The 26258-nt window shown below is 45.2% G+C and carries 20 protein-coding genes; 11 read left to right on the top strand and 9 right to left on the bottom strand.

Going from position 1 to position 26258, the window contains the following annotated elements:
• Nucleotides 1-42 precede the first annotated feature (42 nt).
• The 3 genes from QUA25_RS17905 to QUA25_RS17895 all read right to left on the bottom strand — a co-directional run bounded on the left by QUA25_RS17905 (nt 43) and on the right by QUA25_RS17895 (nt 3404).
• A complete protein-coding gene (locus QUA25_RS17905; protein ID WP_333040108.1) occupies nt 43-2022 on the bottom strand; it encodes a heavy metal translocating P-type ATPase in 1980 nt (659 codons plus the stop codon).
• 218 nt (nt 2023-2240) lie between these two features.
• Complete coding sequence (locus tag QUA25_RS17900; protein WP_333040106.1) at nt 2241-2675, bottom strand: VOC family protein; 435 nt, start codon at nt 2673-2675, stop codon at nt 2241-2243.
• A gap of 219 nt (nt 2676-2894) precedes the next feature.
• A complete protein-coding gene (locus QUA25_RS17895; RefSeq protein WP_006631343.1) occupies nt 2895-3404 on the bottom strand; it encodes a TIGR02652 family protein in 510 nt (169 codons plus the stop codon).
• Between the two features lie 106 nt (nt 3405-3510).
• Here QUA25_RS17895 and QUA25_RS17890 point away from each other — a divergent pair, with 106 nt between their 5' ends.
• The 4 genes from QUA25_RS17890 to QUA25_RS17875 all read left to right on the top strand — a co-directional run bounded on the left by QUA25_RS17890 (nt 3511) and on the right by QUA25_RS17875 (nt 9250).
• Nucleotides 3511-4056, top strand: coding sequence for a gamma carbonic anhydrase family protein (locus tag QUA25_RS17890; protein ID WP_333040103.1), 546 nt, complete (start codon nt 3511-3513; stop codon nt 4054-4056).
• 41 nt (nt 4057-4097) lie between these two features.
• Nucleotides 4098-4703, top strand: coding sequence for a Uma2 family endonuclease (locus tag QUA25_RS17885; RefSeq protein ID WP_333040101.1), 606 nt, complete (start codon nt 4098-4100; stop codon nt 4701-4703).
• Between the two features lie 196 nt (nt 4704-4899).
• A complete protein-coding gene (locus QUA25_RS17880; protein WP_333040100.1) occupies nt 4900-7389 on the top strand; it encodes a GH116 family glycosyl hydrolase in 2490 nt (829 codons plus the stop codon).
• A 427-nt stretch (nt 7390-7816) separates the two neighbouring features.
• Nucleotides 7817-9250, top strand: coding sequence for a protein adenylyltransferase SelO family protein (locus QUA25_RS17875; protein WP_333040097.1), 1434 nt, complete (start codon nt 7817-7819; stop codon nt 9248-9250).
• 146 nt (nt 9251-9396) lie between these two features.
• Here the strand turns inward: QUA25_RS17875 and QUA25_RS17870 are convergent, their stop codons facing one another.
• Together QUA25_RS17870 and QUA25_RS17865 are read right to left on the bottom strand one after the other, a co-directional pair.
• Nucleotides 9397-11586 carry a tetratricopeptide repeat protein gene (locus QUA25_RS17870; protein WP_445242237.1) on the bottom strand — a complete coding sequence of 730 codons (2190 nt, stop codon included), beginning with the start codon at nt 11584-11586 and terminating at the stop codon, nt 9397-9399.
• A gap of 181 nt (nt 11587-11767) precedes the next feature.
• The gene (locus tag QUA25_RS17865; protein ID WP_333040093.1) at nt 11768-13966 is read right to left on the bottom strand and encodes a tetratricopeptide repeat protein; all 2199 of its coding nucleotides are present in this window, start codon (nt 13964-13966) and stop codon (nt 11768-11770) included.
• A 358-nt stretch (nt 13967-14324) separates the two neighbouring features.
• On the opposite strand from QUA25_RS17865, the gene QUA25_RS17860 reads away from it, so the two are divergent.
• A complete protein-coding gene (locus QUA25_RS17860; RefSeq protein ID WP_333040089.1) occupies nt 14325-14477 on the top strand; it encodes a hypothetical protein in 153 nt (50 codons plus the stop codon).
• A 108-nt stretch (nt 14478-14585) separates the two neighbouring features.
• Entirely contained in the window at nt 14586-15971 is a 1386-nt protein-coding gene (gene mnmE / locus QUA25_RS17855; RefSeq protein ID WP_333040086.1) for a tRNA uridine-5-carboxymethylaminomethyl(34) synthesis GTPase MnmE, read from the top strand.
• Nucleotides 15972-16155: 184 nt separating this feature from the next.
• Here the strand turns inward: mnmE and QUA25_RS17850 are convergent, their stop codons facing one another.
• The gene (locus QUA25_RS17850; protein ID WP_333040084.1) at nt 16156-17694 is read right to left on the bottom strand and encodes a SagB/ThcOx family dehydrogenase; all 1539 of its coding nucleotides are present in this window, start codon (nt 17692-17694) and stop codon (nt 16156-16158) included.
• Between the two features lie 227 nt (nt 17695-17921).
• Between QUA25_RS17850 and QUA25_RS17845 the strand changes: the two genes are divergently transcribed.
• The 4 genes from QUA25_RS17845 (at nt 17922) to QUA25_RS17830 (ending at nt 22779) form a co-directional block, all read left to right on the top strand.
• Nucleotides 17922-18443, top strand: coding sequence for a pentapeptide repeat-containing protein (locus tag QUA25_RS17845; RefSeq protein WP_333040082.1), 522 nt, complete (start codon nt 17922-17924; stop codon nt 18441-18443).
• A 194-nt stretch (nt 18444-18637) separates the two neighbouring features.
• The gene (locus tag QUA25_RS17840; protein WP_333040078.1) at nt 18638-18970 is read left to right on the top strand and encodes a hypothetical protein; all 333 of its coding nucleotides are present in this window, start codon (nt 18638-18640) and stop codon (nt 18968-18970) included.
• Nucleotides 18971-19003: 33 nt separating this feature from the next.
• The gene (locus QUA25_RS17835; protein ID WP_333040076.1) at nt 19004-21082 is read left to right on the top strand and encodes a dynamin family protein; all 2079 of its coding nucleotides are present in this window, start codon (nt 19004-19006) and stop codon (nt 21080-21082) included.
• Nucleotides 21083-21096: 14 nt separating this feature from the next.
• Nucleotides 21097-22779 carry a dynamin family protein gene (locus QUA25_RS17830; protein WP_333040073.1) on the top strand — a complete coding sequence of 561 codons (1683 nt, stop codon included), beginning with the start codon at nt 21097-21099 and terminating at the stop codon, nt 22777-22779.
• On the opposite strand, the gene QUA25_RS17825 is transcribed toward QUA25_RS17830, so the two are convergent.
• Both QUA25_RS17825 and gloA2 read right to left on the bottom strand, forming a co-directional pair.
• Complete coding sequence (locus QUA25_RS17825) at nt 22746-24038, bottom strand: endonuclease/exonuclease/phosphatase family protein (RefSeq protein ID WP_333040070.1); 1293 nt, start codon at nt 24036-24038, stop codon at nt 22746-22748. The genes QUA25_RS17830 and QUA25_RS17825 overlap by 34 nt on opposite strands.
• A 43-nt stretch (nt 24039-24081) precedes the next feature.
• A complete protein-coding gene (gloA2, locus tag QUA25_RS17820) occupies nt 24082-24468 on the bottom strand; it encodes an SMU1112c/YaeR family gloxylase I-like metalloprotein (protein WP_333040068.1) in 387 nt (128 codons plus the stop codon).
• A gap of 178 nt (nt 24469-24646) precedes the next feature.
• Between gloA2 and ilvC the strand changes: the two genes are divergently transcribed.
• Nucleotides 24647-25696 (top strand): ketol-acid reductoisomerase, encoded by a 1050-nt coding sequence (gene ilvC / locus QUA25_RS17815; RefSeq protein ID WP_333040067.1) that lies wholly within the window; start codon nt 24647-24649, stop codon nt 25694-25696.
• Between the two features lie 272 nt (nt 25697-25968).
• On the opposite strand, the gene QUA25_RS17810 is transcribed toward ilvC, so the two are convergent.
• Complete coding sequence (locus tag QUA25_RS17810; protein WP_333040066.1) at nt 25969-26193, bottom strand: hypothetical protein; 225 nt, start codon at nt 26191-26193, stop codon at nt 25969-25971.
• Between the last annotated feature and the right edge of the window lie 65 nt (nt 26194-26258).

Here is a 26258-nt window from a genome sequence, read left to right as displayed (position 1 = left end):
CAATTGTGGGGTAAGGTGGGCAATGCCCGCCCTGCGAACACTTTATTTCAAAACTCTAGTAGCATTGAAAATAGCTGCTAAAGCCACCCCAACATCGGCAAAAACTGCCTCCCACATTGTAGCTAACCCAAAAGCACCCAAAGCAATAAATATGCCTTTGACTACCATGGCAAAAATGATATTTTGCCAGACAATATTATGAGTTTTTCGGGCAATTTTAATGGCTTCAGCCACCTTAGACGGTGCATCTGCCATAATCACAATATCGGCAGTTTCGATCGCCGCATCCGAACCCAAACCCCCCATCGCTATGCCCACATCAGCTCTAGCAAGCACGGGTGCATCATTAATTCCGTCCCCGACAAAAACAATTTTATCGCCTTTTCTAGATTCGCCGATCAATTTTTCGATCGCCTCAACTTTTCCTTCGGGTAATAACTCGGCTAAATAGGAATCTAAACCGAGCTTTTTCGCAACACTATCGGCTACAGCTTGATTATCTCCTGTTAGCATCACGATTCGCTCAACACCTAATTTTTTGAGGTCGCGAATAGCCTGTACTGCGTCTTCCTTCAGCTCGTCAGCAATCAAAATATACCCAGCATAGCGGTTGTCTACCGCTAAATGGACGACAGTACCTTCAGCATTGCAGGCATCATGAGCAATGTTTTCTCGGTGCAACAAACGGTCATTTCCCGCAAGCACAATTTGATTATTTAATTTGGCTCGGATGCCGTGTCCAGCTATTTCTTCGTAATCTTTCACATCCGATGAATCTATCTTTCCGCCGTAAGCTTCCATAATAGATTTTGCGACTGGGTGATTTGATTGAGATTCTACTTTAGCCGCTATCTCCATTAACTCAGATTGTGAAAAACCATTATGAGTCACAATTTGTGCCACTTTAAAAACTCCTTTTGTCAGAGTTCCTGTTTTGTCCAAAACAACTGTCTTGACTGCTGTCAGGGTATCTAAAAAAGTTGCTCCTTTAACCAAAATACCGCGCTTTGCTGCACCGCCAATTCCCCCAAAGTATCCGAGAGGAATGCTAATCACCAATCCGCAAGGGCAGGAAATAACTAACAAGACTAGAGCGCGGTAAACCCATAAAAAGCGATCGGCATTAGTTGCTCCTGAAATGAACAAAGGCGGAATTAAAGCCACTGCTAGGGATGCAAATACTACAAACGGCGTGTAGTAACTGGCAAATTTGGTGATAAATTTCTCAGTTTCAGCTTTTTTGCTTCTGGCATTTTCTACTAATTCCAGAATTCGGGAGATTGAAGATTCGCCGAAGAGTTTGGTAACTTTGACGGTGAGAACTCCTGTCTGGTTAATTGTTCCTGCTAAAACTGTTTCTCCAACTTTCACGGTTCGAGGTACTGATTCTCCAGTTAGTGCAGATGTGTCAATCTGAGAGTTGCCGTCGATAATTTCACCGTCTAAGGGAATTTTTTCTCCCGGTTTGACAAGGATGATATCGCCGACGGCTACGGTTTCTGGCGAAACTTTTTTGATTTCACTCTTTGCCTTGAGGTTGGCGCTGTCTGGGCGAATTTCTAAAAGCGATCTGATCGATTGACGCGATCGCCCAACGGCAAATTCTTGAAAAAGTTCTCCGATTTTGAAAAACAACATCACCCCGACTGCTTCAGGGAGTTTGTGAATAGCGACAGCGCCGAGTGTTGCTACAGTCATTAAAAAATTTTCATCAAAAAATCGCCCTCGCAGAATGTTGCGACCCGCACTGGTTAAAAGATTCCATCCGCTTAAAAGATAGGCTGGGATGAAAACCAGATATTCACCTATAGAATAGGGGGTGTTGTGCAGTTTTTCTTCAAAAATTAAACCTCCGATAAACAGTACAACAACCAATATCACAGGAATCAATTCTTGATTGAGGTTGAAATCTCCGTGGCCGTGGTCGTGGTCGTGGTCGTCGTGGTTGTGATTCTCATGGCTGTCTTCGTGGTGGTCGTCGTGACTACAGCAGCCGGAATCGCTCGACTTGGCTTTTTGCATGGTTTATCGTGGGTTTTGCTTACGTCTGATCGTATGAATATATATTCATATTATAGAATCAAAAATAAAAGCTACTAGATTTTGAGTTAAAAATCTAGTAGCTTTTATAAAAATATTGTTAAGTTGGTAGGGAACGTTACGAGGGATTAAGAGTAATAACTATTCTCAGTTTCCGATTGAGAGAGAGAGAATGATTATCCATAGTCGTTAGTCATTAACTAATTAAGCCGCCGGATAAATTCTAAAGGCAAACCATCAGTATCGGCAATAAAAGCTACTTCGTAAACATTTTGCCCGATCGCCTGTTGAGTCGGTTCTAACAAAACTTTTAAAGCTTGAAACTGGTTTGGTTGGTCTTTAGCAGCTTCCTCAAACCGTTCTTTCAGAGACTGCAACCAGCTAGGCAAGTCAGTTGTCGCCTCAGTTAAATCGAAAGATAAATGATAATATCCAACATAATGCTCGTCTCCGAAAGCATCCGGTGCGGGTTTTGGTTCCGGGATTTGAATTAGTTCGATGCGTCCGTTGAGACCTTCCATCCAACAGGCTAGAGTGTAACCAGTGGTAAAGCGATCGCTCACAGTAAATCCCAACTGTTCGTAAAAGGCGATCGCCCGGTGTATGTTAGCAGTGCGAATCGAGGCGTGGTGCATTCGATTTTAGATTTTAGATTTTAGATTTTAGATTTGAGAATGGAAGTAGGAATTACAGCTTTGGATTTGAGATTTTAGAGGGTAAATTCGGAATTCGGAATTATAAACGGTCGCAGCATCTTTAGCGCGAAAGCAATAGAGCCTTCTTCCCTCTTCCCTCTTCCTAACATCCGTTACATCCGTTACATAATCCGTTGCCGAACTTCCTTCTTCCTTAACTTATTCAAACAACCGAAAGTAGGGATATCTAATCGGAACTCCCGGCTCTTTTTCCAAATCAAAATTAATCACTTCCCAGCAAGGGTCTTCTTGAGGATCGGGGCTAAAATCCACAGGCAAACCGTACAGTCTCGGCCGGGGCGATTCCGACTGACCGCGCCAAGGCGTGCTGCGTTCCAAATAAGCGCTGATTAAGTCGCGATAGCGTTGGGCAACGATCACGCGAGTTGCTCGGTAGCCTTGAGTATAGAGTCGATCGAGCGCTTCGTGAATTTCAAACCGAATCCCGTCCGGGTGCGTGTGCTGGCGATACCATTCATTCTCCCAGCGGCGCCAGTGCCGCCCAGACTGAAGGTGAACCAGTTCCCCCGTTTTTGGATCTGCCTCAAATGCCCCGTGACGCGGACACAAATAGGTATCCGTTAGCGTTAGAGCCGGAATTGTTTGGCGACAGTGGGGACACTGAATTTCCGGGCCAAACATCGGGTATTGCAAGGCAACTTCAATCATTTATTTGCGTCCCAGCATATTTTCTCTGCAAAAGTGCCAAATACTCTTATTATATCCCGTATCAACAACCAGCTAATCTGCTAGAAGTATAACGATCGACCAACTAATGAGCAATCTCAACGAACCTCTTTCTGCACTTCCTTTCTATTGGCCCAGGCCGGATCTGTCCCAAGCGGCTTTTGTCGCTGAAGGCGCTGTTGTCATCGGCAGGGTAGAGGTGGCTGCAGGCGCTAGTATCTGGTACGGGGCGGTGGTGCGGGCGGATATAGAGCGAATTGCAATCGGCTCAAGTACCAATATCCAAGATGGAGCAATTCTGCACGGCGATCCGGGGAAACCGACTGTTTTGGAAGATTTCGTGACAGTCGGACACCGAGCGGTGATTCACTCAGCTTACATTGAACGGGGCTGCCTGATCGGGATTGGGGCGATCGTCCTGGATGGAGTGAGGGTGGGCAGAGGCTCTATCGTCGGTGCAGGGGCGGTTGTCACCAAGGACGTTCCCCCTCACACGCTAGTTGCGGGAGTGCCTGCCAAACGCCTGCGGGATGTCTCTGAGGAAGAAGCTGCCGAGTTGGTGGAACACGCTAAGCGTTACGAAAAGTTGGCTCTGGTTCACGCGGGAAAAGGTTCTGATTTGGGATTTGGTTAGTTGATAGAATAAGATTTTCAGCAAAAAACTATTAGTTTCCAATGGCTTACACCGCGCCAAAAATTCTAACTTTTGAAACATTCCTCGATCGATATTGTGACAACTTCCGCTACGAACTGGCTGACGGAGAATTAGTTGACATGGAACCCACAGGCCCACACGAAACCGTCAGCGGTAAACTGGCAACTCAAATTGGCATCGCCATCGCAGCCGAAAAACTACCCTGGTTCATTCCCCGCACTTGTTTGATCCGCCCATTTTCAGATGCAGCTACTGCCCGCCGTCCTGATATTGTCGTATTAGATGAAACTGCTATTGTCAGCGAACCTCTGTGGGAAAGAGAACCTGTGATTACGCTGGGGCGATCTGTTAAATTGGTGGTAGAAGTAGTCAGCACTAATTGGGAAACAGATTACGCCCGAAAAGTTGAAGAATATGCTCTTTTAGGAATTCCAGAATATTGGATAGTGGATTATCGCGGATTGGGAGGCGTGGCTTTTATCGGTAAACCAAAACAACCTACTATCACCGTTTGCCAACTGATTGACCAAGATTACATCCAGCAACAATTTCGCCTCGGTCAACCGATTATTTCTCCTCTGTTAAAAAGCTTGCAACTTAGCCTGGATGATATTCTGCCCCGTTAGGCGATCGCCCAAGCGATTTTAGATTTTAGATTTTAGATTGGAGAATTGATGAAGCCGGCGAACCTGGAACCAATTGCTTTAGGCAAACAATCAACAGTCAACAATCTTCGGAAAAATCGGGATTTGTTCGAGTGATAAAAGTTTAAAATTAAATAAAAAAATTGTCAATTCTCGATCGAGCGCTAAGATTAATCACATGAATAACGATCGCACATCCAATCCAAACATCCCCCCGCACACCTGGAAACGTCCCATTGGCCTCGGTTGGGAGAATCCCTATACAGTCCGCTACGCAAGCAATCTCGACGACGGGCCCTGGCACGGAATGCCTTTGGGCGGATTCGGTGCCGGCTGCATCGGGCGATCGCCCCGCGGCGACTTCAACCTCTGGCACATTGACGGCGGCGAACACATTTTTCGCAGTTTGCCCGCTTGTCAGTTCAGCGTTTTTGAAGAAACTCAAGGGAAAAAACAAGCTTTTGCACTGTCCACTGAACCGCCTACCGATGGTAGTTTATCTAGTTGGAAATGGTATCCTTGCGAAGGAAGAAGGAAGAAGGAAGAAGGAAGTTCGGCAGCGGATTTGATAACGGATGTAACGGATAGAATACACCAGGATGAAGGGAGAGGGGTAAAGTCTAATTCTGGCACTTATCATGCTTTGTATCCGCGCAGTTGGTTTGTTTATGAAAATGTGTTTCAGGCTCAATTAAGCTGCGAGCAATTTTCCCCAATTTTGCCGAACAATTATCAGGAAAGCAGTTACCCAGTTGCCATGTTTGAATGGGTGGCGCACAACCCTACAGATGCGCCGATTACTCTCAGCATCATGCTGACTTGGGAGAATATTGTCGGTTGGTTTACTAATGCCAATAAGTCGCCAAAAGTGATGGTGCGAGATGATGGTAGTCCATTTTATGACTATCAATCCCGGTGGGGAGAAAGTGCAGGAAATTTGAATTTGTTGGTGGAAGATTTTCACCGGATAGGTTGCGTGATGACGCGGTTGACTGCTGAGGATGAACCGCAAGAGGGGGATGGACAATGGGCGATCGCAACTATTACTAATCCGGCGGTAGAAGTATTCTATCAAACTCGCTGGAACCCGGCGGGGAACGGCGAGGATATTTGGCGCAACTTTTCTGCTGAAGGTTTCTTGTTGGATGACAGAGACGAGACAGCAGCAGCAGCAGGAGAACAGTTGGCTTGTGCGATCGCAGTTCGCTTTACTCTTCGACCGGGAAAAACGCGCAAAATCCCCTTTATTATAGCTTGGGATTTGCCCGTTACTGAGTTTGCATCGGGAGTTTGGTACTACCGCCGCTATACGGATTTCTTCGGTCGCAACGGCAAAAATGCTTGGCCGATTATTCGCACTGCAATGAAGCATTCCGATACTTGGCGCGAAAATATTGAAGCTTGGCAAAAACCGATTTTAGAACGGAAAGATTTGTCAGACAGTTTTAAAATGGCTTTGTTTAACGAGTTATACGCCCTGACAGACGGCGGTACTCTTTGGAGTGCGGCTGACGAACGTGATCCCAAGGGTCAATTTGCAGTTTTGGAGTGCATTGATTATCGCTGGTACGAAAGTTTGGACGTGCGACTTTACGGTTCTTTTGCTTTGCTGATGCTATGGCCGGATTTGGAAAAGTCGGTGGTTTTAGCGTTTGCTAGGGCAATTTCTGCCGGAGACGATACGCCGAGAATTATTGGCTGGAATCAAGCTTCGGCTATTAGAAAAGCTGTCGGCGCGACGCCGCACGATTTGGGTGCTCCTAACGAACATCCTTGGGAGAAAACGAATTATACTAGCTATCAAGATTGCAATTTGTGGAAGGATTTACCTTGCGATTTTGTGTTGCAGGTTTATCGGGATTTCCTGTTGACTGGTGGCACAGATTGTGAGTTTCTGCAAGAGTGTTGGCCGGCAATTGTTGAGGCTTTGGCTTATCTAAAAACTTTTGATGAGGATGGGGACGGCATTCCTGAGAATTCGGGAGCACCGGATCAGACGTTTGATGACTGGCAAATGCGGGGGATAAGTGCGTATTGCGGGGGTTTGTGGTTGGCGGCGCTGGAGGCTGCGATCGCGATCGGCGAAATCTTGGAAGATGCAGCACCGGAGATAATTCCTAACCCTCAAGCCAAGATTGCATTATATCACAGTTGGCTGTTACAAGCAAGACCGAGCTATCAAGAAAAACTGTGGAACGGTCAATATTACCGTTTGGACAGCGAGAGTAATTCCGAAGTAGTGATGGCTGACCAACTGTGCGGTCAATTTTATGCGAAACTGTTAGGATTACCGGATATTGTGCCGCCAGAATGTGCAGTCAGTGCTTTAAAAACTGTGTATGAATCTTGCTTTTTGAAGTTCAACGATGGCCAGTTTGGTGCGGCGAATGGGGTGATGATGAATGGTTCGCCGGAAAATCCGAATGCGACTCATCCTTTGGAAGTTTGGACGGGGATTAATTTTGGGTTGGCTGCTTTTTTGGTACAGATGGGGATGGAGGATAAAGCGTTTAAATTGACCGATGCGGTGGTGAAGCAGATTTATGAAAATGGGTTGCAGTTTCGCACGCCGGAAGCGATTACGGCGGGGGGAACTTTTCGGGCAAGTCACTATTTGCGGGCGATGGCAATTTGGGCAATTTACGGGGTGTTGACGAATTTTAAATAGGGGAAAAGGTATATAGCAATCCTTGCAGGAGTTGTATTTTTTTTACCCCAACCCTCCCCTTACCAAGGGGAGGGAGTGATAAATTAACAAATGATTTAGGATTTATATATTAGTTGCTGAATACAACTAATATATAAAAAATGAAGCATTCAACCCGATTTTTAGCAAGGAAAACCGTTAATTCAACTATCACTAAAATTGACAGTAAAAATTTTTAGCCGGCGAGGAAGACACTAATGTTTCATGCTCAAACTTGAGCTATGAAAAATTTTTAAAATGAAACAGCAATGCGAGGATGCGAGGGGTATCGAACTCGGCTATAAATTAGGGATACAAAGGGTCTGAGGGAATTGTGGACACCAATGCAGTCCCCACCTTACCCGTATATAATTTGGAGCGATCGCCAATTTCAAGATAAAATAGAAAAATGTCAAATCCCTTACTTTCCCTCAACTACGAACCCGCCATCGAATCTCTCGGTGGCGACTATTTTGATGAAGTCCCTGCTGCGGATTTTCCGCAGCACATTCTCCGGTTCCGCAATGACAAATTATTGCCGAAATTGGGTTTAGACCCCGCACAAGTAACCGACCAACATTTTATCGAAGCGTTCGGCGAATTTCACTGCGTCCGTCCCTTTCTTGCACTTCGCTATCACGGCTATCAATTCAACCAATATAACCCCAATTTAGGTGACGGTAGAGGCTTCTTATACGGCCAAGTTCGCGGCACCGACGGCAGACTTTACGACTTCGGCACGAAAGGTTCCGGCCGCACTCCCTACTCGCGGGGCGGTGACGGTAGACTTACTCTCAAAGGGGGAATTCGCGAAGTTTTAGCCGCCGAAGCTTTGCACCGATTGGGAGTTCGGACATCTCGCTGTTTTAGTTTAGTTGAAACTGGGGATGCTTTGTGGCGGGGCGACGAACCGTCTCCGACGCGATCGTCCGTAATGGTGCGTTTCAGTCATTCTCACATCCGGTTTGGAACTTTTGAAAGATTGTACTATATCCGCAGGCCGGATTTAACTAAAAAACTTTTAGATTTTGTTATTGAATATTACTATCCAGAACTGCATTTAGAAGCAAGTAATGCGGGTGTTTCGCCTGCCGAAAAATATGCGCTATTTTATGCAGATTTAGTCCAGCGAGTAGCTGAATTAGTCGCTCAGTGGATGGCGGCAGGATTTTGCCACGCTGTGCTGAATACTGATAATATGTCAATTACTGGAGAAAGTTTCGATTACGGGCCTTTCGCTTTTATCCCAACTTACAAGCCGGAATTTACAGCAGCTTATTTTGACTATTCCGGTCTTTATTGTTACGGCAATCAACCGTTGATTTGTAGGGACAATTTAGAGAAGCTCCAGGAACCGCTAGCAGCGGCGATTCCTCAAGCTGATATGGATGCGGCTTTGGCAAAGTTTGGCGATTATTATAATGCAGCTTATCGGCAGTTGATGCTCAAGAGATTGGGATTTGAAAATTTGCCAGAGGCGGAGGGAGATGAGTTGTTGAAGGTGACAATTAAAATGCTGGCGGAGTCTCAAGTTGAGTATCACGATTTCTTTTTTGAACTGCGAAGACAGTTCGATCGCACTTGGCGAGATGATGCTAGTCTAATTTTTAACGAGGCGGAACCGGCGGACTTGATAGCACCTTGGCGGCAGTTTTATTATCACGTTTTGCAAAGTTTGTCGGCGGATGATATGGACAAAATGGCGGACTGTTTGCGGAGGCACAATCCCGAACAATCGCTGTTGAGACCGACGATTGAGGCGGTTTGGGAACCCATAACTATTGATGATAATTGGGAACCGTTTTATGAATTGCTTAAACGACTTCAAGACCCAGAAAATTGATTGATAATAGCCTTCCGGGGCGGGTTCACCTGCATTTTTTGTTGGTATTAAAGATTAGCGTGAACCCGCCCCGAAGCCATCTAAAATTATAAAAATCTGCTACATCAGAAATATAACACCGAGAAATAACCACTAATGACTAATGACTACTTTAGCTTTTCAATTTCAAATTGTGCATCTTTGTAACCCCCAGTAAGTCCTTGATCTAGAAACATTTTTCCGGCTTTTTCTAAATCGCTAATTGCTCCGGCTTTGTCTCCCAAGGAGCGGCGAACCATGCCTCTACCGTAGTAAGCCGCAGCATAATTCGGGCTGATCCGAATAGCTTGGACGTAATCTGCGATCGCACTATTGTAATTCTTTAACTCCTGATAAATCTTAGCCCGATTGGCGTAAGCTTCAGCATTGTTGGGATTGAACCCGATTGCTGCTGTAAAATCTGCGATCGCCCCCTGCGCGTCACCCCCGGCGCTGCGAGCTAAAGCACGATTGTTAAAAGCATTATAATCATTCGGATTCACTTTCAGCGCTTGAGTGCAATCGGCAATTGCTTTCGGATAATCCTTCAAATTTAAATAAGCAATGCAGCGATTGTTGTAAGGAACCCCATCCTCCTCGCTTAACGAAATTGCCTTAGTACAATCGTCAATTGCCGCTTGATGGGCTCCCAAATTCAACTGGGTACTGCAACGATTAGCGTAAGCATCTGCACTCTTGGGATCGATCGCAATTACCTGAGAATAATCCGCCAAAGCTCCCTGATAATCTCCTAAATGAAAGCGAGTTCTCCCCCGACTGTAGAAAGCATCAACATTCTTAGCATCAAGTTTAATTGCCTCAGTATAATCTCCCATCCCTCCCTGCAAATCGCCGCTCCCAGCACGAGCCAGCCCCCGCGAATGATAAGCTTTAACAAGGTTCGGCTGCAACCGAATTACTTCGGTAAAATCCTCAATAGCGGCCTTGTAATCTTGCAGTTCTAAATAAGCAACTCCTCTTTCATAATATGTGTCAGCATCCCTGGGCTGGAGATTCAAAGCTTGAGTGTAATCCTCAATCGCCCCACGCTTGTCATTAAAATCGTGACGGGCTAGGCCACGGTTAAAATAAGCCTGAACATATTTAGGATTGAGAACGATCGCCTGAGAATAATCCGCAATTGCTTCTTGATACTTTTGTAAATCATAATTAGCATTACCACGCTGGTAAAAACTCTCAGCATTTTTAGGATTCAATTGAATGGACTTATTAAAAGCCTGCAAAGCTGCCGCCGCATCTTGATTGCGAGACTTTTCAACTCCCTGTTCGTAATATTCCTTAGCTTTAATCGGATTGGGGCGGCTCCAATAACTAAACAGAAATATCAGAAATATCGCCGCCCCGACGCCCGCCAAAATCAGCAACCCAAATCGACTTCCCAAACGTGAATAAAAACTATCAGAAGACACTAAGCTGGGAGAAATACTTTTCTTGTGAGCCGTATTTACAGGCTCTTGGCGGTGCCTCAACTTGCTGAGAGCTACCAAAACTTCGTCCGCAGATTGATAGCGCTTGGCAAATTGGTGACATACCATTTTGTCAATTATATTGGCTAATCCCACAGAACATTGAGATCGGTTTCGCCAAACAATTTCCCCCGTATGAGAAGGACTCGGATCTTGCAATTTTGGCAAATCCGTACCGGGTAAACCAGTGATAGCTTGGACTGCCATCATCCCGACTGCATAGAGGTCGCTGCTAAATTGCGGGTTGCCTTGAAATTGTTCGATCGGCATATAAGCCGGAGTACCAGTAGCAATGGTTCGCGGAAATTCTGTATCGTAGTCACTGACGTGATTCGCAACTTCTTTAACAGAACCGAAGTCAATTAAAACTAATTTGCCGTCTGGTTTGCGGCGGATTAAGTTGGAGGGATTAACATCGCGGTGAATCACTCCCTGAGAATGTACGAATGCGAGAACTTGTAACACTTCTTGCAACAAATCCACCACTCGTTCTTCTCGCCAAGGTTGACCGGCCACAATTTCCCTATTTAGGGCGTGTCCGGGCACAAACTCTTCAACGAGGTAGAATTGATTGGCTTCTTCAAAATAAGCTAGTAAAAATGGGATTTGATCGTGTTTTCCCAGCTTTTCTAATATTTCTGCTTCTTGTTTAAATAAGCGGTAAGCTGTTTTAAGAACTGTGGAAGTATTGCTGGGAGGGCGCAGTTGTTTGACTACACATTGAGGGTGGCCCGGCCGGCGAGTATCCACAGCTAAATAAGTTTGTCCAAAAGCACCCGAGCTGAGAATTTGCACTACGCGATAACGCCTGTCTAAAAGTTGACCAACCATGTTCATATCGGGAATTGGGAATTGGTAACGGGGAGGTGGTAACGGGGAGTTGGTAACGGGGAGTTGGTAACGGGGAGTTGGTAACGGGGAGTTGGTAATTTGGCCTTCTTCCTTCTTCCTTCTTCCTTCTTCCTTCTTCCTTTTTTCTTCTTCTTTTAACATCAGACTGAGGATTAATAGTTTATTTAGGGTCGTTGATTTGTGCTTGTGCCTTTTGGAAACCCTCGGCTCTTCCTTGTTCTAGAAACAGCGTTGCAGCTTTCTGAAAATCCTCGATCGCCCCGGTACGGTCTTTGAGTTGGCGGCGGACGAGGCCTCGGCTGTAAAAAGCGCTAGCATTGTTGGGGTTGAGCCGCAGCGAGTGAGCGAAATCCTCAACCGCTAAAGGGTAATTTTTTAGTTCTGAGTAAATAGTACCGCGATTGCTGTATGCTACTGCATCGCTGGGATTGAGTCGAATTGCTTGAGTAAAATCTTCCACAGCCCCCTGCTTGTCTCCCGAAGCCCATCGAGCTAATCCTCGATTGCTGTAGGCTTTGGAATTGTTGCCGTTGAGTCCGATCGTCAAACTGCAATCTTCGCTGGCCTTTTGAAATTGTTTTAAATTCAGATAAGCAACGCAGCGGTTGTTGTAAGCTGCTTCATCTTTTGGATCGAGGCGAATTCCTTCGGTGCAATCTGCAATCGCTTTGTCGTAAGTGGCCAAATTCAAGTAAGCGCTGCACCGATTGGTATAAGCATCAGCGATATCTGGTTGCAATTCGATCGCCTTAGTATAATCTTCCATCGCTCCTTGATAATCTGCCAGATTAAACCGCGATCGACCACGACTGTAGTATACGCCAGCTTGTTTGGGGCTAATTTGAAGGGCTTGAGTAAAATCTGCCATTGCTCCTGTTTTGTCGCCTGCTGCCGATCGAGCTAAACCCCGATTGCTGTAAGCTGTAGCATCGTTGGGACTGAGCCGAATTGCTTGAGTGTAGTCTTCTATTGCCGCGCGGTAGTCGCCCAAATCGTAGTAGGCTAAACCCCGCTGAGAGTATGCCTCACCGTCGCTGGGATTCAGTCGCACTACTTGGGTGAAATCTTCCACGGCCCCCCGCTTGTCCCCGCTGTCGAGGCGCGCCATACCTCGATTGTAGAGAGCTTTGGTGTGGCTAGGATTGACTTTAATTGCTTGCGTGTAATCCTGTATTGCTTGCTCGGTTGCGCCCATGTCGTAGCGAGCGTTTGCCCGCTTGTAGTAAGTTTCCGCATCGCTGGCATTCAGGGCAATCGCTTGAGTATAATCGGCGATCGCGCCTGTTGTGTCACCTTGCTGCGCCTTGGTAGCGCCGCGGGCTAACCATTCTTTTGACCTCGCCGGACTTTGACTCTGCCAAAAGTAAATTATCAGTGCCGTCAAGATTAAAGCTGCGGCTGTTGCAGCCAACAGCAGGAGTTTGGTTTGGCTTTGTCTTCGCGGTTGACTCATAGCGTGCGTGATGATTGTGGCTGGCGGCGGCTCAACCTCCAATTTTACGGCGATTTGTTTGAGGTCTGCTAAAACTTCCGCTGCCTCCTGATAGCGTTCTTCGCAGTCAGGGCGCACCATTCGATCGATAATATCTGCTAGGGCTGCCGAACAAGTTGCCCGGTTTCGCCAGGAAATTTCGTTTTTGTTGTTTTTTAAGGCACTCAGTTCGTTGGGTGAGAGTCCCGTGACGGCAAGCTGGGCGATCGTACCTAGAGCGTAAATGTCGCTATTGTAACGGGGGTTGCCCATTGATTGCTCGATCGGCACGTATAACTCCTGGGCAGCCAAATCCTGTTTTTTTGCCTCATGCCGTTTAACAGAGTTCGGGGAAGTTTGCGACAACAAATGACAGTTAGCAAGTTCCGGGTTAATTTCTTTGTCTAAGCTAAAGTCTACCAATACAAATTTGCCGTCTGACTCGCGCCGGATCGCTCTGTCTGGTTGAATTCTGCGGTGAATAAAACCCTTCTCGTGTATGAACACCAAAATTTCTAATATTTCTGATAGCAGATTAATTACTTGGTCTTCATCCCAAGGTTGACCAGGTATTAGTTCTTGACTTAAAGGCGATCCGGCAATAAATTCTTCAATTAAGTATAAACTTTGATTTTCCTCAAAATACGCCAATAATTCGGGAATTTTGTCGTGTTTACCCAATTTTTCAATTATTTCTGCGTTTCTTTGAAATATAACTTTGACTAATTCAGGAGTTTGCGAACTTGTGCCGGGTAGCCGCATTTCTCTAACCGTGCATTGCGGATACCCGGGACGGTGAGTATCTGCTGCTAGATAAGTTTTTCCCACCTCACTTGAGTCTGTGACTTTAATGATGCGGTAACGTCTGTCTAGAAGTTGACCAATCATGCTTTGCCCTCTACCCTGTCAATGTTCCATTATCGCATGAAATCAGAATAGCCAAAATATTTGGCTGAGTAATTTAAGTTTGAGCTGGCCGTGACTCCCTCCCAAAAACGGATACTTGCTTTCCGACAGGAGTCGTGACTCACCCAAAATTTTAGACCCGAGTTGAAGCTCCCCGATTTATCTGTGGAGTCAATCTAAAATCTAAAATCGACTGACTGAGCAAACGGGCGATCGGATTGGCTATCCAAGTCAAGCGTGGCGGCGACGCTCTTCTAATATCTTACAAAAAAATTGCTGAAATTGTTTATTATGTCCATGAGATATGTATAATTTAACAATTAATCAGGAGGTCAGTCAAATGAAGCTACAACTGGTTGAATCCCTAATTCAAGTTATCTTACCTCTGGCAGCCGACGAGCAATTAAGGAGCTTAGGAAAAATATTACCAAATATCCCCTACCCTTCGACCAGGAAACTCGGGCAGCTTGCCCTTTCCTGGCTGCTATTTTAATTTTTTGAATGAGGAACCAGAGATTTCTCCTCTCGAAGAGATAGAAGCAATTGCCTGATACTCAAAAACAGGAGATTGAGAAAAGTTTTGAATGTGTGAATAATAAAAATGTCTGAATCACTAACAAAAGGAGGAACGATCGCAGCGATCGCCACCGCCATAGTTCCCCAACAAGGCAGCGTCGGCATTGTGCGAGTTTCCGGTTCCGCAGCCTTAAAAATTGCCGAAACTCTGTTTCACGCCCCAGGACGGCAAATTTGGGAGTCTCACCGCATTCTTTACGGCCACATCCGCCGCCCTAAAACTCAAGAATTAGTCGATGAAGCTTTGCTGCTAATCATGAAAGCACCGCGTTCTTTTACTCGCGAAGATGTGGTGGAATTTCACTGTCACGGCGGTATTATGGCCGTGCAGCAAGTCTTGCAGTTGTGTTTGGAAAATGGGGCGAGATTGGCGCAGCCGGGAGAGTTTTCGCTGCGGGCTTTTTTGAACGGGAGGCTTGATTTAACTCAAGCTGAAAGTATCTCAGATTTGGTGGGAGCAAAATCGCCTGCTGCGGCACAAAGTGCTTTGGCTGGTTTGCAAGGAAAATTAGCGCAGCCAATTCGCAAATTGAGAACAACTTGTTTGGACGTGCTGGCAGAAATTGAGGCAAGAATTGATTTTGAGGAAGATTTGCCGCCTTTAGATGAAGCTAAAACTTCTTTGGAAATAAATCATGTTTTGGAGGAATTGTCAACAATTTTGGCAACCGCAGATCGCGGAGAATTGTTGAGAACAGGTTTGAAAGTAGCGATTGTTGGGCGACCGAATGTGGGAAAATCGAGTTTGTTGAATGCGTGGAGTAAGAGCGATCGCGCGATCGTCACGGATTTGCCCGGTACGACGCGGGACGTGGTAGAATCGCAGCTAGTTGTGGGCGGAATTCCGGTGCAGGTGCTCGATACTGCGGGAATTCGAGAAACCGAAGACAAGGTAGAAAAAATCGGCGTTGAGCGATCGCGCGCAGCAGCAAAACAAGCCGATTTAGTGTTGTTGACAATTGACGCGCAATCAGGTTGGACAGAGGGCGATTCGGAAATTTACTCACAAGTAAAGCACCGCCAGCTAATTATAATTATCAACAAAATCGACCTAGTAAAAACACTCCCCGAATTACCTTTTTCCTCTGAAATTCACTGCATAGTTACCGCCGCCGCCGCCCTCGATCGAGGCATAGAAGACTTAGAAACAGCAATTTTAGATGCCGTCAGCGGGGGAATTTTGCAAGCAGCAAACTCTGATTTAGCAATCAACCAGCGACAAGCAGCGGCGTTAACCAGAGCTAAAATTTCTCTGGAACAATGTACAGATACTATTAGCAATAAATTGCCTTTAGATTTCTGGACCATAGATTTGCGCGGTGCAATTCAAGCATTGGGGGAAGTTACCGGCGAAGAAGTGACAGAATCAGTGCTCGACAGAATATTTAGCAGATTTTGCATTGGCAAATAGCAATGGTAGGACTTACATAAAACCTCTCTATTACAGGTTTACAATCCTTACTTTAGCGCTATAACTGGAAAATGCAGGAGATTGACTGACTCGCTTGTTTGATTTTTTACAGATTGAGTGGTTCCTACCGTAAATCACCTCGGCTAATCCTTCAATCTAAAATCTAAAATCGATTGACTCATTCTTATGATCGAGGTCTTCCCAAACTTGTAATATAAAGCACAGCCTCACCCGCAGGAATACCGAGAACGTCATTGACGCGATCGTCAAAAAAGCCCCCGATCCCGCTGACACCCAAACGCAGTTGCATAGCTGCTAAATTCAACCGCTGGCCCAAATGACCCGCGTCCATGTGCAAATAGCGGTAAACTCGATCGCCATATTTTGCTACAGCCCTGTTCAAATCCGCCGTGTGAAACAACAGCGCCCCCGCATCTCTCCCCAAGTCTTGCCCCAAACACAAAAAATGCAGTTCCCTGCGGAAATTTTTAAACCGAATTTGCCGCAATTCTTGAGCTTTCGGAGCGTAATAGTAACAGCCTTCTTCTAACCCATTTACTCCCGAAACAGCAATAAAAGTTTCGATCAAACTTAGATCGAAATAGTCTGGAGAACCGTCTAATCCTTGGTCGATATAGTGCTGGGGCTGGTAAGTAAAATCGAGCATAGCTAGCAGTTCGCCCAAGCTCAAAGAAGCACCTGTATAAGCACGGGTAGAACGCCTTTTTAGCATAGTGTTTTCTAAAGTTTCCAGGTTCACTCCCCAAGGAATCGAAGGAGTGACCGTCGAAACCTTAGTACAAAAGGGAAAGTTGTATTTATCCTCTAGTACACCTTCACTTTCATCAAGTTTCCACCCGTCGGCTCCGGTAGGGTCTGAGTCTAAATGCGTGGCTTTGTGGAGGTATTTTAACAGTTGACCTTCGGAAATTTTTGGGTAATCTGTGGTGGTGTTTCCGGGCAAAGCTGTTTTAAATTTAGGCAAGTTTTGGTCAATATCTAGCAAGTCGGCTAAAGCAACTACACAAATCGCTCCTTCTTGCTCCGAGTCGATGTACAGTAATTCATTGACAGCTTCGTCGGCGAATCCTCCAATTAGGTGAGGTCGGTAATCGTTGACGGCGCAAGCTAACTCGATATTGCTCAATAAATGGCCGGTGTCTAGAAAAATTCGCCGATAAGCTCGGTCTTCGTAACGCCAAGAAGAACGGAAAAAAACAGTGGTAATGGCGATCGCCAATTGGGTATTTTCTAGCGCTGGCGACTGGAAACAAGCTGCTTGCAACGCCGGCCAAACTTGACTGTCCCAAAAATGAACAAGTGAATGAGTTCTGCACTGATAGTTGTAGAGTCCGGCCGGCAACTGGGCAGTGCCACGGGAGATTAAATAAACCTCTGCTGGGTAGAGTCCACCCGCCGACGGTGCAGATCGCAAATACAGGTAGCTGTCGTCTACCGTCTGCACTTTCGCCGTCAACCCATAGCTGCACAGCAACAAGCTAGATAACCGACGCCACCAAGCGGCATCGGGATCGGCATCGGCATCCTCCGAGGGGTCTTTTAGATAAGGCTTGAGGTCAAAATACGCTCCAATTTTATATTCTTTGAAAGGCACAGGTTGCTCTGTCCAATCTAGCTGTTTACTTTTAGCAGCAATGGTTTCAGGGTCGTATTTTGTCCGTTCGTGGTAGTGCTGAGCAATGGAGAGAGGATGTTCTGGCATATTTCAGTAGAGGATTCGCTTTGGTTTCTCGATCGATCTTGACATTACTAACCGCTTTCTGGTTGAGCAAGGCAGAAATTTACAAATATAAAAAAAATCTTAGAAAAAATGCGACTGTTGTTACACAAGCTTAACATAAGAAGATACATAAGTATAAATACGCAGAATAATAACCATTAATTACTGTTATGGATTGGCTGCAGTAGCTGTCGTCATGAGGAATGAAAATGCAAAAGCTAAGCGCTGAGGAATTGCTTGCTCAGTATGCTGAGGGCCAGCGAAACTTTAACGCCGTTGACTTAAGTGAACATAACTTGTTTCAAGCAGATTTGACAGAAATAAATCTTTCTGGAAGCGTTCTGAGGCGAGCTTACTTGCCCTACGGAAATTTGACTCAAGCCAATCTTTATAAAACTGATTTGCAAGATGCTGAATTGGGCGACATTCAACTTTATCAAGCTAACTTGTCGGAAGCAACTTTATCAAGAGCAAACTTATCAAGAGCTAATTTGCGTCACGCCAATTTGCAAGGTGCTAATTTGCAGAAAGCCAATTTGCAAGGTGCGGATTTGTACAATGCAGATTTGACGAATGCCGATTTGAGATATGCGGATTTGAGCCGAGCTAATTTGGAGAAAGCAAAGTTAAGCAAAGCTCAATTAGCGGGATGCAACTTATTTCGATCGCGCTTGGTTGATTTGTCGGAAGCGGAGTGCGATCGCACTACTATCGGGCCCGAAGGCTATTGATGATTTGCAGCGCTGGGGGCGATCGGCTTAATTGGTCGTGAAGCGTAGCTATCCCGTAGGGAATCGCCCTTTTTTACATTTCTTAACATCTATCGACACGGCGGAAAATGTGAGTTACAGTTGTAAAAAACTTATCGCTCCGCAACATTGACAATAAATAACACACTTTGCCACCAGCAAACCGGGTAAAATTTATGGATTCTTCCGACCAAAAAGCCAGAGAACTTCGGCACAAAGAACAAGAACTGCGGAAGCGAGAACAAGAAATTCTGCTCCGCGAACTAGAAGCCGAAATCGACCGCTCAGTGCCCGAACATATAACGAGCAAGTACGAAGAACCAGACAGCCAAGTTAACGGCAAACTCAAACAGTGGCGCCGAAAAATTATAGCAGCCGCTCAATTTACAGGCATTGTCATTGCTGTTGTCGTTGCAGTTCGCATAGCATCTTGGCTGGCAACTGCGCTGATAGTTGGAGGAATTGCTTTGATTGCTTACAAAATGTTTATTGAAGAAGACAGAAGTTGAAAAGCTCAAGCAGGAAACTATCAGGAAACCCCCATGAACCTTAAAGTAGAAACTAGCAACTTTCTCAACGATTTAGAGCGAGTAGCCGCCGTCCGCCGAGAAATTGCCGATCGCCTCAGCAACATCGCCACAGCTATAAACCAATCAGAATTAGCAGGAGGAGAAGCATCGGGAAAACTCGGTTTAGAAACAGACAATGCCGACATTGATGTCGCCAGTAAAAACTTGCGCCAAGGAGTCTTTCGCCTGCTAGTGCTAGGCGACATGAAACGCGGCAAAAGCACTTTTCTCAATGCGTTAATCGGCGAAAACTTACTACCCAGCGATGTAAATCCCTGTACAGCTTTGCTGACGATTTTGCGCTATGGGTCAGAAAAAAAAGTCACCGTTTATTTCAATGACGGCAAAAGCCCAAAACAGCTAGATTTTAAAAGTTTTAAACAAAACTACACAATTGACCCCGCTGAAGCAAAACGCTTAGAAGAAGAAAAGAAACCAGCATTTCCAGATATCGACTGTGCCGTAGTAGAATATCCCTTACCTTTACTGGAAAAAGGCATAGAAATAGTAGACAGTCCCGGACTGAACGATACAGAAGCCCGCAACGAATTATCTCTCGGTTATATCAACAACTGCCACGCTATTTTGTTTGTACTCAGGGCAACTCAGCCTTGCACAATGGGTGAAAGACGTTATTTAGAAAATTACATCAAAAATCGCGGATTGAGCGTTTTCTTTCTGATTAATGCTTGGGATCAAGTGCGAGAAAGTTTGATTGACCCGGACGATCCTGAAGAATTGGCAGAAGCCGAAGGGAAACTGCGGCGGGTTTTTCAAGCTAATTTAGCTGAATATTGTTTAACAGAAGGACACGATATTTACGACGAGCGAGTGTTTGCAATTACCTCAATTAAGGCACTCAGGTTGCGGATAAAAAACCCGGATGCGGATTTGGCAGGAACTGGTTTTCCCGAGTTTATGGCGGCACTGAATACGTTTTTGACGCAGGAAAGGGCGATTTCAGAATTGCGTCCGGCGAGGACTTTGGCGCGTCAAATTTCTGCTCGCGTCCGCGAAGCTGTTGGGCGCAGATTACCATTACTCGATCGCGATGTCAATGAGTTGAAGGAAAAGATTAATTCAGTTGAGCCGGAGTTTAAAAAGCTGACTCAGATTCGCGATGAGTTTCAACAAGAAATTAGCAGAGTTAGAGATAGTAAATCGCGGGCGATCGCAGATTCTTTCCGCGCCTACGTTCTCAACTTAGAAAATACCTTTGAAACAGATTTTTTGCGGTATCAACCGGATCTAAAATTTCTGGATTTCTTCAGCCAAGGCAAGCGAGAAGCCTTTGAAGCATCGCTAAAACGAGCATTAGAGCAGTACATCAATGACAAATTAGCAGCTTGGACTCTCACAGCAGAACAAGAGATGAATTCCGCATTTTCACAGCTATCGAAAAGTGCGGCAAATTACGGAGCATCTTACACGAAAGTGACTGAAAAAATCACAGAAAAACTGACCGGGCAAAAAATACCAGCAGCAGTCAGCAACTCAAACGAAGATAACTCGCCAGCTTGGGCAAAATGGGCGATGGGATTGTTCTCGTTAACGACCGGAAATCTTGCGGGCGTAGCAATGGCAGGAGCGGGTTTTGATTGGAAAAATATCCTGCTTAATTTAATCACTGTGTTAAGCGTTAGTACGATTCTTGCTAGTTTGACGGGGATTGTTTTGGGGCCGCTGTACTTGGCTTTATTGGGGATGGGTGTTGGGTTCTTGCAAGCAGACGGAGCTCGCAAAGAGTTGGTGAAAGCCGCGAAAAAAGAGCTGGTGAAATATCTGCCGCAGGTGGCTAAAGAGCAGTGGCAGCCGATTCACGATGCTGTGAAAGAGTGTTTTGATGTTTACGGGCGGGAAGTGGGCGATCGCATGAATGCGGATATTAATTCTCGGAAATCTGAGTTAGATAATTTGCTCGAACAAAAGGAATCTCGCGAGATTAATTGTCAGGCTGAATCTGAGCGGTTGAAAAAATTGGAGGCTGATGTTTCTGCCCAGTCGCAGAGTATTGAATCGCTATATCAAGCTTTCCTAGCATCCGCTAAATGAAATAAAACAGCAATATGCAACAACCCGAAATTTATCAAAACCTGACTGACTATCTCAAATCAGCACTCGGTATTCTCGAACTTGACAAAAACTCCCAACTGTATCGAGATACCACCTCAATCTGTGACTATCTCGCCAAACCAACTTTTCAAATTGCTGTCTTTGGCCCGTTTAATTACGGCAAGTCAACTTTGCTCAATGCTTTGCTGGGAAATCGTGCTTTGCCGATCGACCTTGTGCCCACTACAGGTGCTGCCATTTATGTCAACTACGGCGAGGAATTGCGCGCAAAAATTACCCTGAAAGACGGCACGGAAGTTAGCGAAGCGGGGACTGATGTTTTGAAACGCTACGCCATCCTTGACGACGCGAGACAAATGCGGGATGATGTGGCCGCCGTTAATGTTTACTGTCCCCATCCATTCCTGAAAACGGGTGTGGAGTTGCTGGATCTGCCGGGAACCAATGACCGGGAAGAACAGGATAATTTGGTTCGGGATAAATTGCTAACGGCTGATTTAGTTGTGCAGGTTTTAGATGCTCGCAAATTGATGACTTTAGGGGAACGAGAGAACTTGAGAGATTGGTTGAGCGATCGCCACATCAACACTGTAGTCTTTGTTGCCAATTTTCTCAATCTACTCGAACCAGACGACCAAAAACAAGTTTACAATCGCTTGTTGTTTGTTGCCGAAAGTTTTCGCTCCAATTTGCCGAACAATATCAGCAATATCTACCGCGTCGATGCTTTGCCGGCTTTGAGGGCGAGGCTGAAAGGAGATGTGGCCGCAGCCCAAACTACAGGAATTGCCACGTTTGAATCGGCTTTGCAAAGTATTGTGGCAGCTCAACAGGAACAACTAGCAGTTAAGTTGCCCAGAATTGAAGCTATAGCTACTAAAATTGGCCAATCTCTCCGAGCAAAGTCTGAAACTGTAACTGCAGAAATAGCTGCCGCTCAAAAAAAGCACAAAGACAAAATTGAAATTAAACAAAAAGCTGAAAAACTGATATCAAAAGGGTTTTTTGCCAGCGTTTCTGACTTCGAGAGTTGGCTTTACCAGCCCACACTTTTGCAGCGGTATCAATCGGAAATGGCGCTGTCGCTTCAGGAAGGGAGTTTTGATGCGTGGAAGCTAAAATTTCAGCGAGAGGTCTTACATCAGCAGCAAACCATCGCAGAATGGGTAAATAAAGCTTGCGAATTCTTTGAGAAAGAACAGCCGATCGCGCTTTTGATTTCGTTTCCTCCAGCCCCGCAAGTCACCTTACCGGAGCCGCCACCACCTCCAGCTCAAAAGTCGATCGACAGCGAAGTGACTCCAGTGGCGATCGCCACCGGCTTAGGTTGGCTGTTGGGCGGGCCTGTGGGAGCCGCAGTAGTCGGCGGCGCTAGCTATATTTTGAATAAAAGAACTGGGAATGAAAAGCCGCCTGAATCGTCAGAAGCTTATCTAAATCAAGTAACGGAAATTTGCAACGAGGCTGCTAAAAACTATCTCGCTCGCTTCAGCACCGATACTTTTTCCATGCTGCAACACTACAAGGAAATCGCCGGAAAAGTTATCTGTTTTCAAGACAGCAAAGAGCCGCTACAGACAAATATCCAGCAATACCAGATACAGTTAATCAATAATTTGTTAGAAAATATCGAATCCTGTCTTCAAATGACCAAATCTGTAATTAACGGCAAATGATCCGAACCGACATTGCGGCCAGTACGAATCTTCAAAACACCAATTTCTTTGCTGACTAGAAAGTGATCGATGGGAATATAAGCCAGCGGCATAAAAGTCGGCCAAGTCGGTAAAATGCCAAAGCCCGATCGCGCATTTCGCAAATTTCCCGTTTTTACCATATTTTTGTAAAATGGCGACCACATTGTGGTATTTAAATCCCCAACCACAATCACGGGATTTTTTACTTGGGCTGCATACTCGCCGATGGCTGCTAGCTGTTCGTTGCGATTGATAAAACTGTGCTGTTTGATCGGCACAGTGGGATGAGCAAGAATCAGAGAAATGATTTTACCTTGAAATTTAACATCCGCCGACAAGCTCTTTCTTTGATTTGAAAAGGCTTTAACCGAAGAATTTTCTAAAGGCAGCCTGCTGTATATTGCACTGCCAAATCTCTCAGATTCTTGCTGGGTAGAAGAGTAAGGAAAAATTTCGCTTAAAACCGATAACTCTTTTGCCCAAGATGAGTTGACTTCTACAAAAACTGCGATATCAGGTTGTTCTGCTTTAACCAGCGATATCACCTCAGAATATCGCCGATTACTCCTTAAAACATTTGAATGCAAAATCCGCAAGTTGTGTCCGGGCGTTGCTCCTGCAAATGCTGGCCCTGGAAAGTACCAAGGAACTATTTCCGCCAAATTAATGATAATACAAAATGCGCTCACCAGCAACCATCTTTTTTTTGAGCGCACCAGAGCGAAGAATATAAAAGTAGAAAAACCAACCAGCAGATATTGTAGTTTAAAATGAGAACTCAATTCAAAAAAAATGTTTAATTCTCCCAAATAACCGACTATGGACAATACGGCATTTACAGTGGCTCCGATAATAAACCATTTTAAAATTATGTGCTTCAAGCTAAGGTTTTTGTTGGGCGTGCTGTGCATCACTGCCCATTTGAGCTTGATTTTAAGGTCGTTGGTAATCGGCAATTTATCAATTTCTATTACCAGTTGTTCTGGCTGTTCCAACACTCGCCGCTTTTGATAAAATCTCACCAACAAGCTATCTACCACAAAATAACTAAAATAATTGGCAACAAATCCTACAAATACCAACACACCTAAGCCGATCAGCATACCAAAGGAACCGCCGACTTTGGCCAAACCTGACCAAACGGCGGCGTCACCTGTTTTACCTGTAGCTACTATGGCTATAAATAGCATTAAAGCAGGCAATCCGATCGTGATTGTGTTTCTGATGATAGAGTCCATTGTTTATCTTCTCTGCTAAGCTTTTTATGATTGGGCTTTTGCTCTAAATTTCATAAATTTCTAACGGTAAGTTGTCGGGATCTCGGAAAAAGGTAAACCGTTTTTCTGTAATCTCGTCAAGGCGAATTTCTTCTACTTCTACTCGTTGAGATTTTAAGTATGCAACTGATTCTTCGATGTCATCAACTGCAAAAGCTAAATGTCTCAAACCGCAAGCTTCAGGATTGTTAATTCTTTCAGGAGGATGGGAAAATGAGAAAAGCTCGATGGTGTCGCCATTGCCTACTCGCAAATCTAGTTTGTAAGAATTCCTCTCGGTTCGGAAAGTTTCTTTGATAATGGAACATCCCAATACTTCTACATAAAATTTCTTCGATGCTTCGTAATCCGAGCAAATAATCGCCACATGATGTATTGCTTTTATTTTCATCTTAAAGAAGTTAGTTAGTTGCGTTTTTGCAAATGCACAGCACGCTATTGACAATTATATTTGACGATCGCAGACTCTGCGAGAAACCCTGCTAAATTCAGCGCGATCGCCCTTTATTTTCCCCCGCCAAAATCTTAATCTGAAAATTTATGTAAAAAAAGTACCCTACTTTGATAAAATGAGAGTTTTGCAGTCAATCACCCAATTTGCATCTCAGGAGACAAGCACTATGGCCCGTATGTATTACGACACCGACGCGAACCTAGACCTCTTAGCCAACAAAACGATTGCTATCATCGGCTACGGTTCCCAAGGACACGCCCACGCCCTAAACCTCAAAGACAGTGGCATGAATGTCGTTGTCGGTTTGTATCCCGGTAGCAAATCTGCCGCCAAAGCAACCGACGCGGGTTTAACAGTTCACCCGGTAGACAAAGCAGCCGCCGCCGCTGACTTCATCATGATTTTATTGCCCGATGAAGTTCAAAAAACTATTTACAAAGAACAAATCGAACCGAACCTTTCTGAAGGAAATGTTTTAGCATTTGCTCACGGTTTTAACATTCACTTCGGCCAAGTTGTTCCGCCGGCGAATGTAGACGTAGTAATGGTTGCCCCCAAAGGCCCCGGACACTTGGTGCGGCGGACTTACGAACAAGGGGAAGGCGTTCCGAGTTTGTTTGCAGTATATCAAGATGCTTCCGGTCAAGCGCGCGATCGGGCAATGGCCTATGCTAAAGGTATCGGCGGCACCAGAGCCGGCATCCTGGAAACCACTTTCCGCGAAGAAACAGAAACGGATCTTTTTGGCGAACAAGTAGTTTTGTGCGGCGGTTTGAGCGCCTTAATTAAAGCTGGATTTGAAACTTTAGTTGACGCTGGATACCAACCGGAATTAGCTTATTTTGAATGTTTGCACGAAGTTAAACTTATCGTTGACTTAGTAGTAGAAGGAGGTCTCGCCAAAATGCGCGATAGCATCTCCAATACCGCAGAATACGGCGATTTAACTCGCGGCCCCCGCATCGTCACGGATCAAACCCGCGCCGAAATGCGGAAAATTCTCAGCGAAATTCAATCCGGCCAATTTGCCCGCGAATTCGTTCTCGAAAACCAAGCCGGCAAACCAGGTTTTACCTCCATGCGCCGTCAGGAAGCAGAACATCCTATTGAAGAAGTTGGTAAAGATTTGCGAGCTATGTTTAGCTGGTTGAAAAAGCACGCCTAATCAATTTTAGATTTTAGATTTTAGATTTTAGATGGGAGAACCAATCTAAAACAGTTCTGGAGGCAGAACCTCTATCTGTAGGGTGTGCATTGCACACCTTACTGGTTTGAGGAAAATCTAAAATCTCAAGTTTAATCGATTTGAGATTGAAGGAAAAATCTCAAATCTACAATCTCAAATCGTCATGTTTGGTTGTGATTCCCTTAACCCAACCTACAAGAAAATAGCTAGGTATTATTAGAGGAACCGGGTTTCTCGCTGATAGCTCAAAACTATCGACTGGGACTAGGACTTTTTTCCAAGTTTTCAATCTCCTTCTCCCTTTGCTTGTTTGAATCTTTCGGCTTCACCCACGAAGGCCACAACCCGACGAAGAACTTTCGGCTTGCCACGCTAGTATCTCTTACAGGTTTGGGCAGAAAAGCTAAAGTGTCACCGTAAAGGGTAAACAGCGCTATAAACAGCAGCAACAGCGGGATAAGATTTTTTTTAGGCATGGCAGTTTGGGAGTAGAGTTTGTGAAAGCGCTTTGTTATATTTTGCCCTTGCACGGACAAAAAAT

Source organism: Microcoleus sp. Pol17C6 (genome assembly GCF_036701145.1).
Taxonomy (GTDB): Bacteria; Cyanobacteriota; Cyanobacteriia; order Cyanobacteriales; family Microcoleaceae; genus Microcoleus.
The sequence above is the reverse complement of the archived record's forward strand: the minus strand, read 5'-3'. Positions and strand labels throughout refer to the sequence as shown.

Bases quoted from the DNA above. Each gene is read 5' to 3' on its own strand.
- QUA25_RS17870 (WP_445242237.1), bottom strand. From the start codon at position 11,586: ATGGTTGGTCAACTTTTAGACAGGCGTTATCGCGTAGTGCAAATTCTC.
- ilvC (WP_333040067.1), top strand. From the start codon at position 24,647: ATGAGAGTTTTGCAGTCAATCACCCAATTTGCATCTCAGGAGACAAGC.
- QUA25_RS17830 (WP_333040073.1), top strand. From the start codon at position 21,097: ATGCAACAACCCGAAATTTATCAAAACCTGACTGACTATCTCAAATCA.
- QUA25_RS17850 (WP_333040084.1), bottom strand. From the start codon at position 17,694: ATGCCAGAACATCCTCTCTCCATTGCTCAGCACTACCACGAACGGACA.
- QUA25_RS17890 (WP_333040103.1), top strand. From the start codon at position 3,511: ATGAGCAATCTCAACGAACCTCTTTCTGCACTTCCTTTCTATTGGCCC.
- QUA25_RS17835 (WP_333040076.1), top strand. From the start codon at position 19,004: ATGAACCTTAAAGTAGAAACTAGCAACTTTCTCAACGATTTAGAGCGA.
- QUA25_RS17865 (WP_333040093.1), bottom strand. From the start codon at position 13,966: ATGATTGGTCAACTTCTAGACAGACGTTACCGCATCATTAAAGTCACA.
- QUA25_RS17900 (WP_333040106.1), bottom strand. From the start codon at position 2,675: ATGCACCACGCCTCGATTCGCACTGCTAACATACACCGGGCGATCGCC.
- QUA25_RS17840 (WP_333040078.1), top strand. From the start codon at position 18,638: ATGGATTCTTCCGACCAAAAAGCCAGAGAACTTCGGCACAAAGAACAA.
- mnmE (WP_333040086.1), top strand. From the start codon at position 14,586: ATGTCTGAATCACTAACAAAAGGAGGAACGATCGCAGCGATCGCCACC.
- QUA25_RS17810 (WP_333040066.1), bottom strand. From the start codon at position 26,193: ATGCCTAAAAAAAATCTTATCCCGCTGTTGCTGCTGTTTATAGCGCTG.
- QUA25_RS17895 (WP_006631343.1), bottom strand. From the start codon at position 3,404: ATGATTGAAGTTGCCTTGCAATACCCGATGTTTGGCCCGGAAATTCAG.
- QUA25_RS17825 (WP_333040070.1), bottom strand. From the start codon at position 24,038: ATGGACTCTATCATCAGAAACACAATCACGATCGGATTGCCTGCTTTA.
- QUA25_RS17885 (WP_333040101.1), top strand. From the start codon at position 4,098: ATGGCTTACACCGCGCCAAAAATTCTAACTTTTGAAACATTCCTCGAT.
- QUA25_RS17905 (WP_333040108.1), bottom strand. From the start codon at position 2,022: ATGCAAAAAGCCAAGTCGAGCGATTCCGGCTGCTGTAGTCACGACGAC.
- gloA2 (WP_333040068.1), bottom strand. From the start codon at position 24,468: ATGAAAATAAAAGCAATACATCATGTGGCGATTATTTGCTCGGATTAC.
- QUA25_RS17880 (WP_333040100.1), top strand. From the start codon at position 4,900: ATGAATAACGATCGCACATCCAATCCAAACATCCCCCCGCACACCTGG.
- QUA25_RS17845 (WP_333040082.1), top strand. From the start codon at position 17,922: ATGCAAAAGCTAAGCGCTGAGGAATTGCTTGCTCAGTATGCTGAGGGC.
- QUA25_RS17860 (WP_333040089.1), top strand. From the start codon at position 14,325: ATGAAGCTACAACTGGTTGAATCCCTAATTCAAGTTATCTTACCTCTG.
- QUA25_RS17875 (WP_333040097.1), top strand. From the start codon at position 7,817: ATGTCAAATCCCTTACTTTCCCTCAACTACGAACCCGCCATCGAATCT.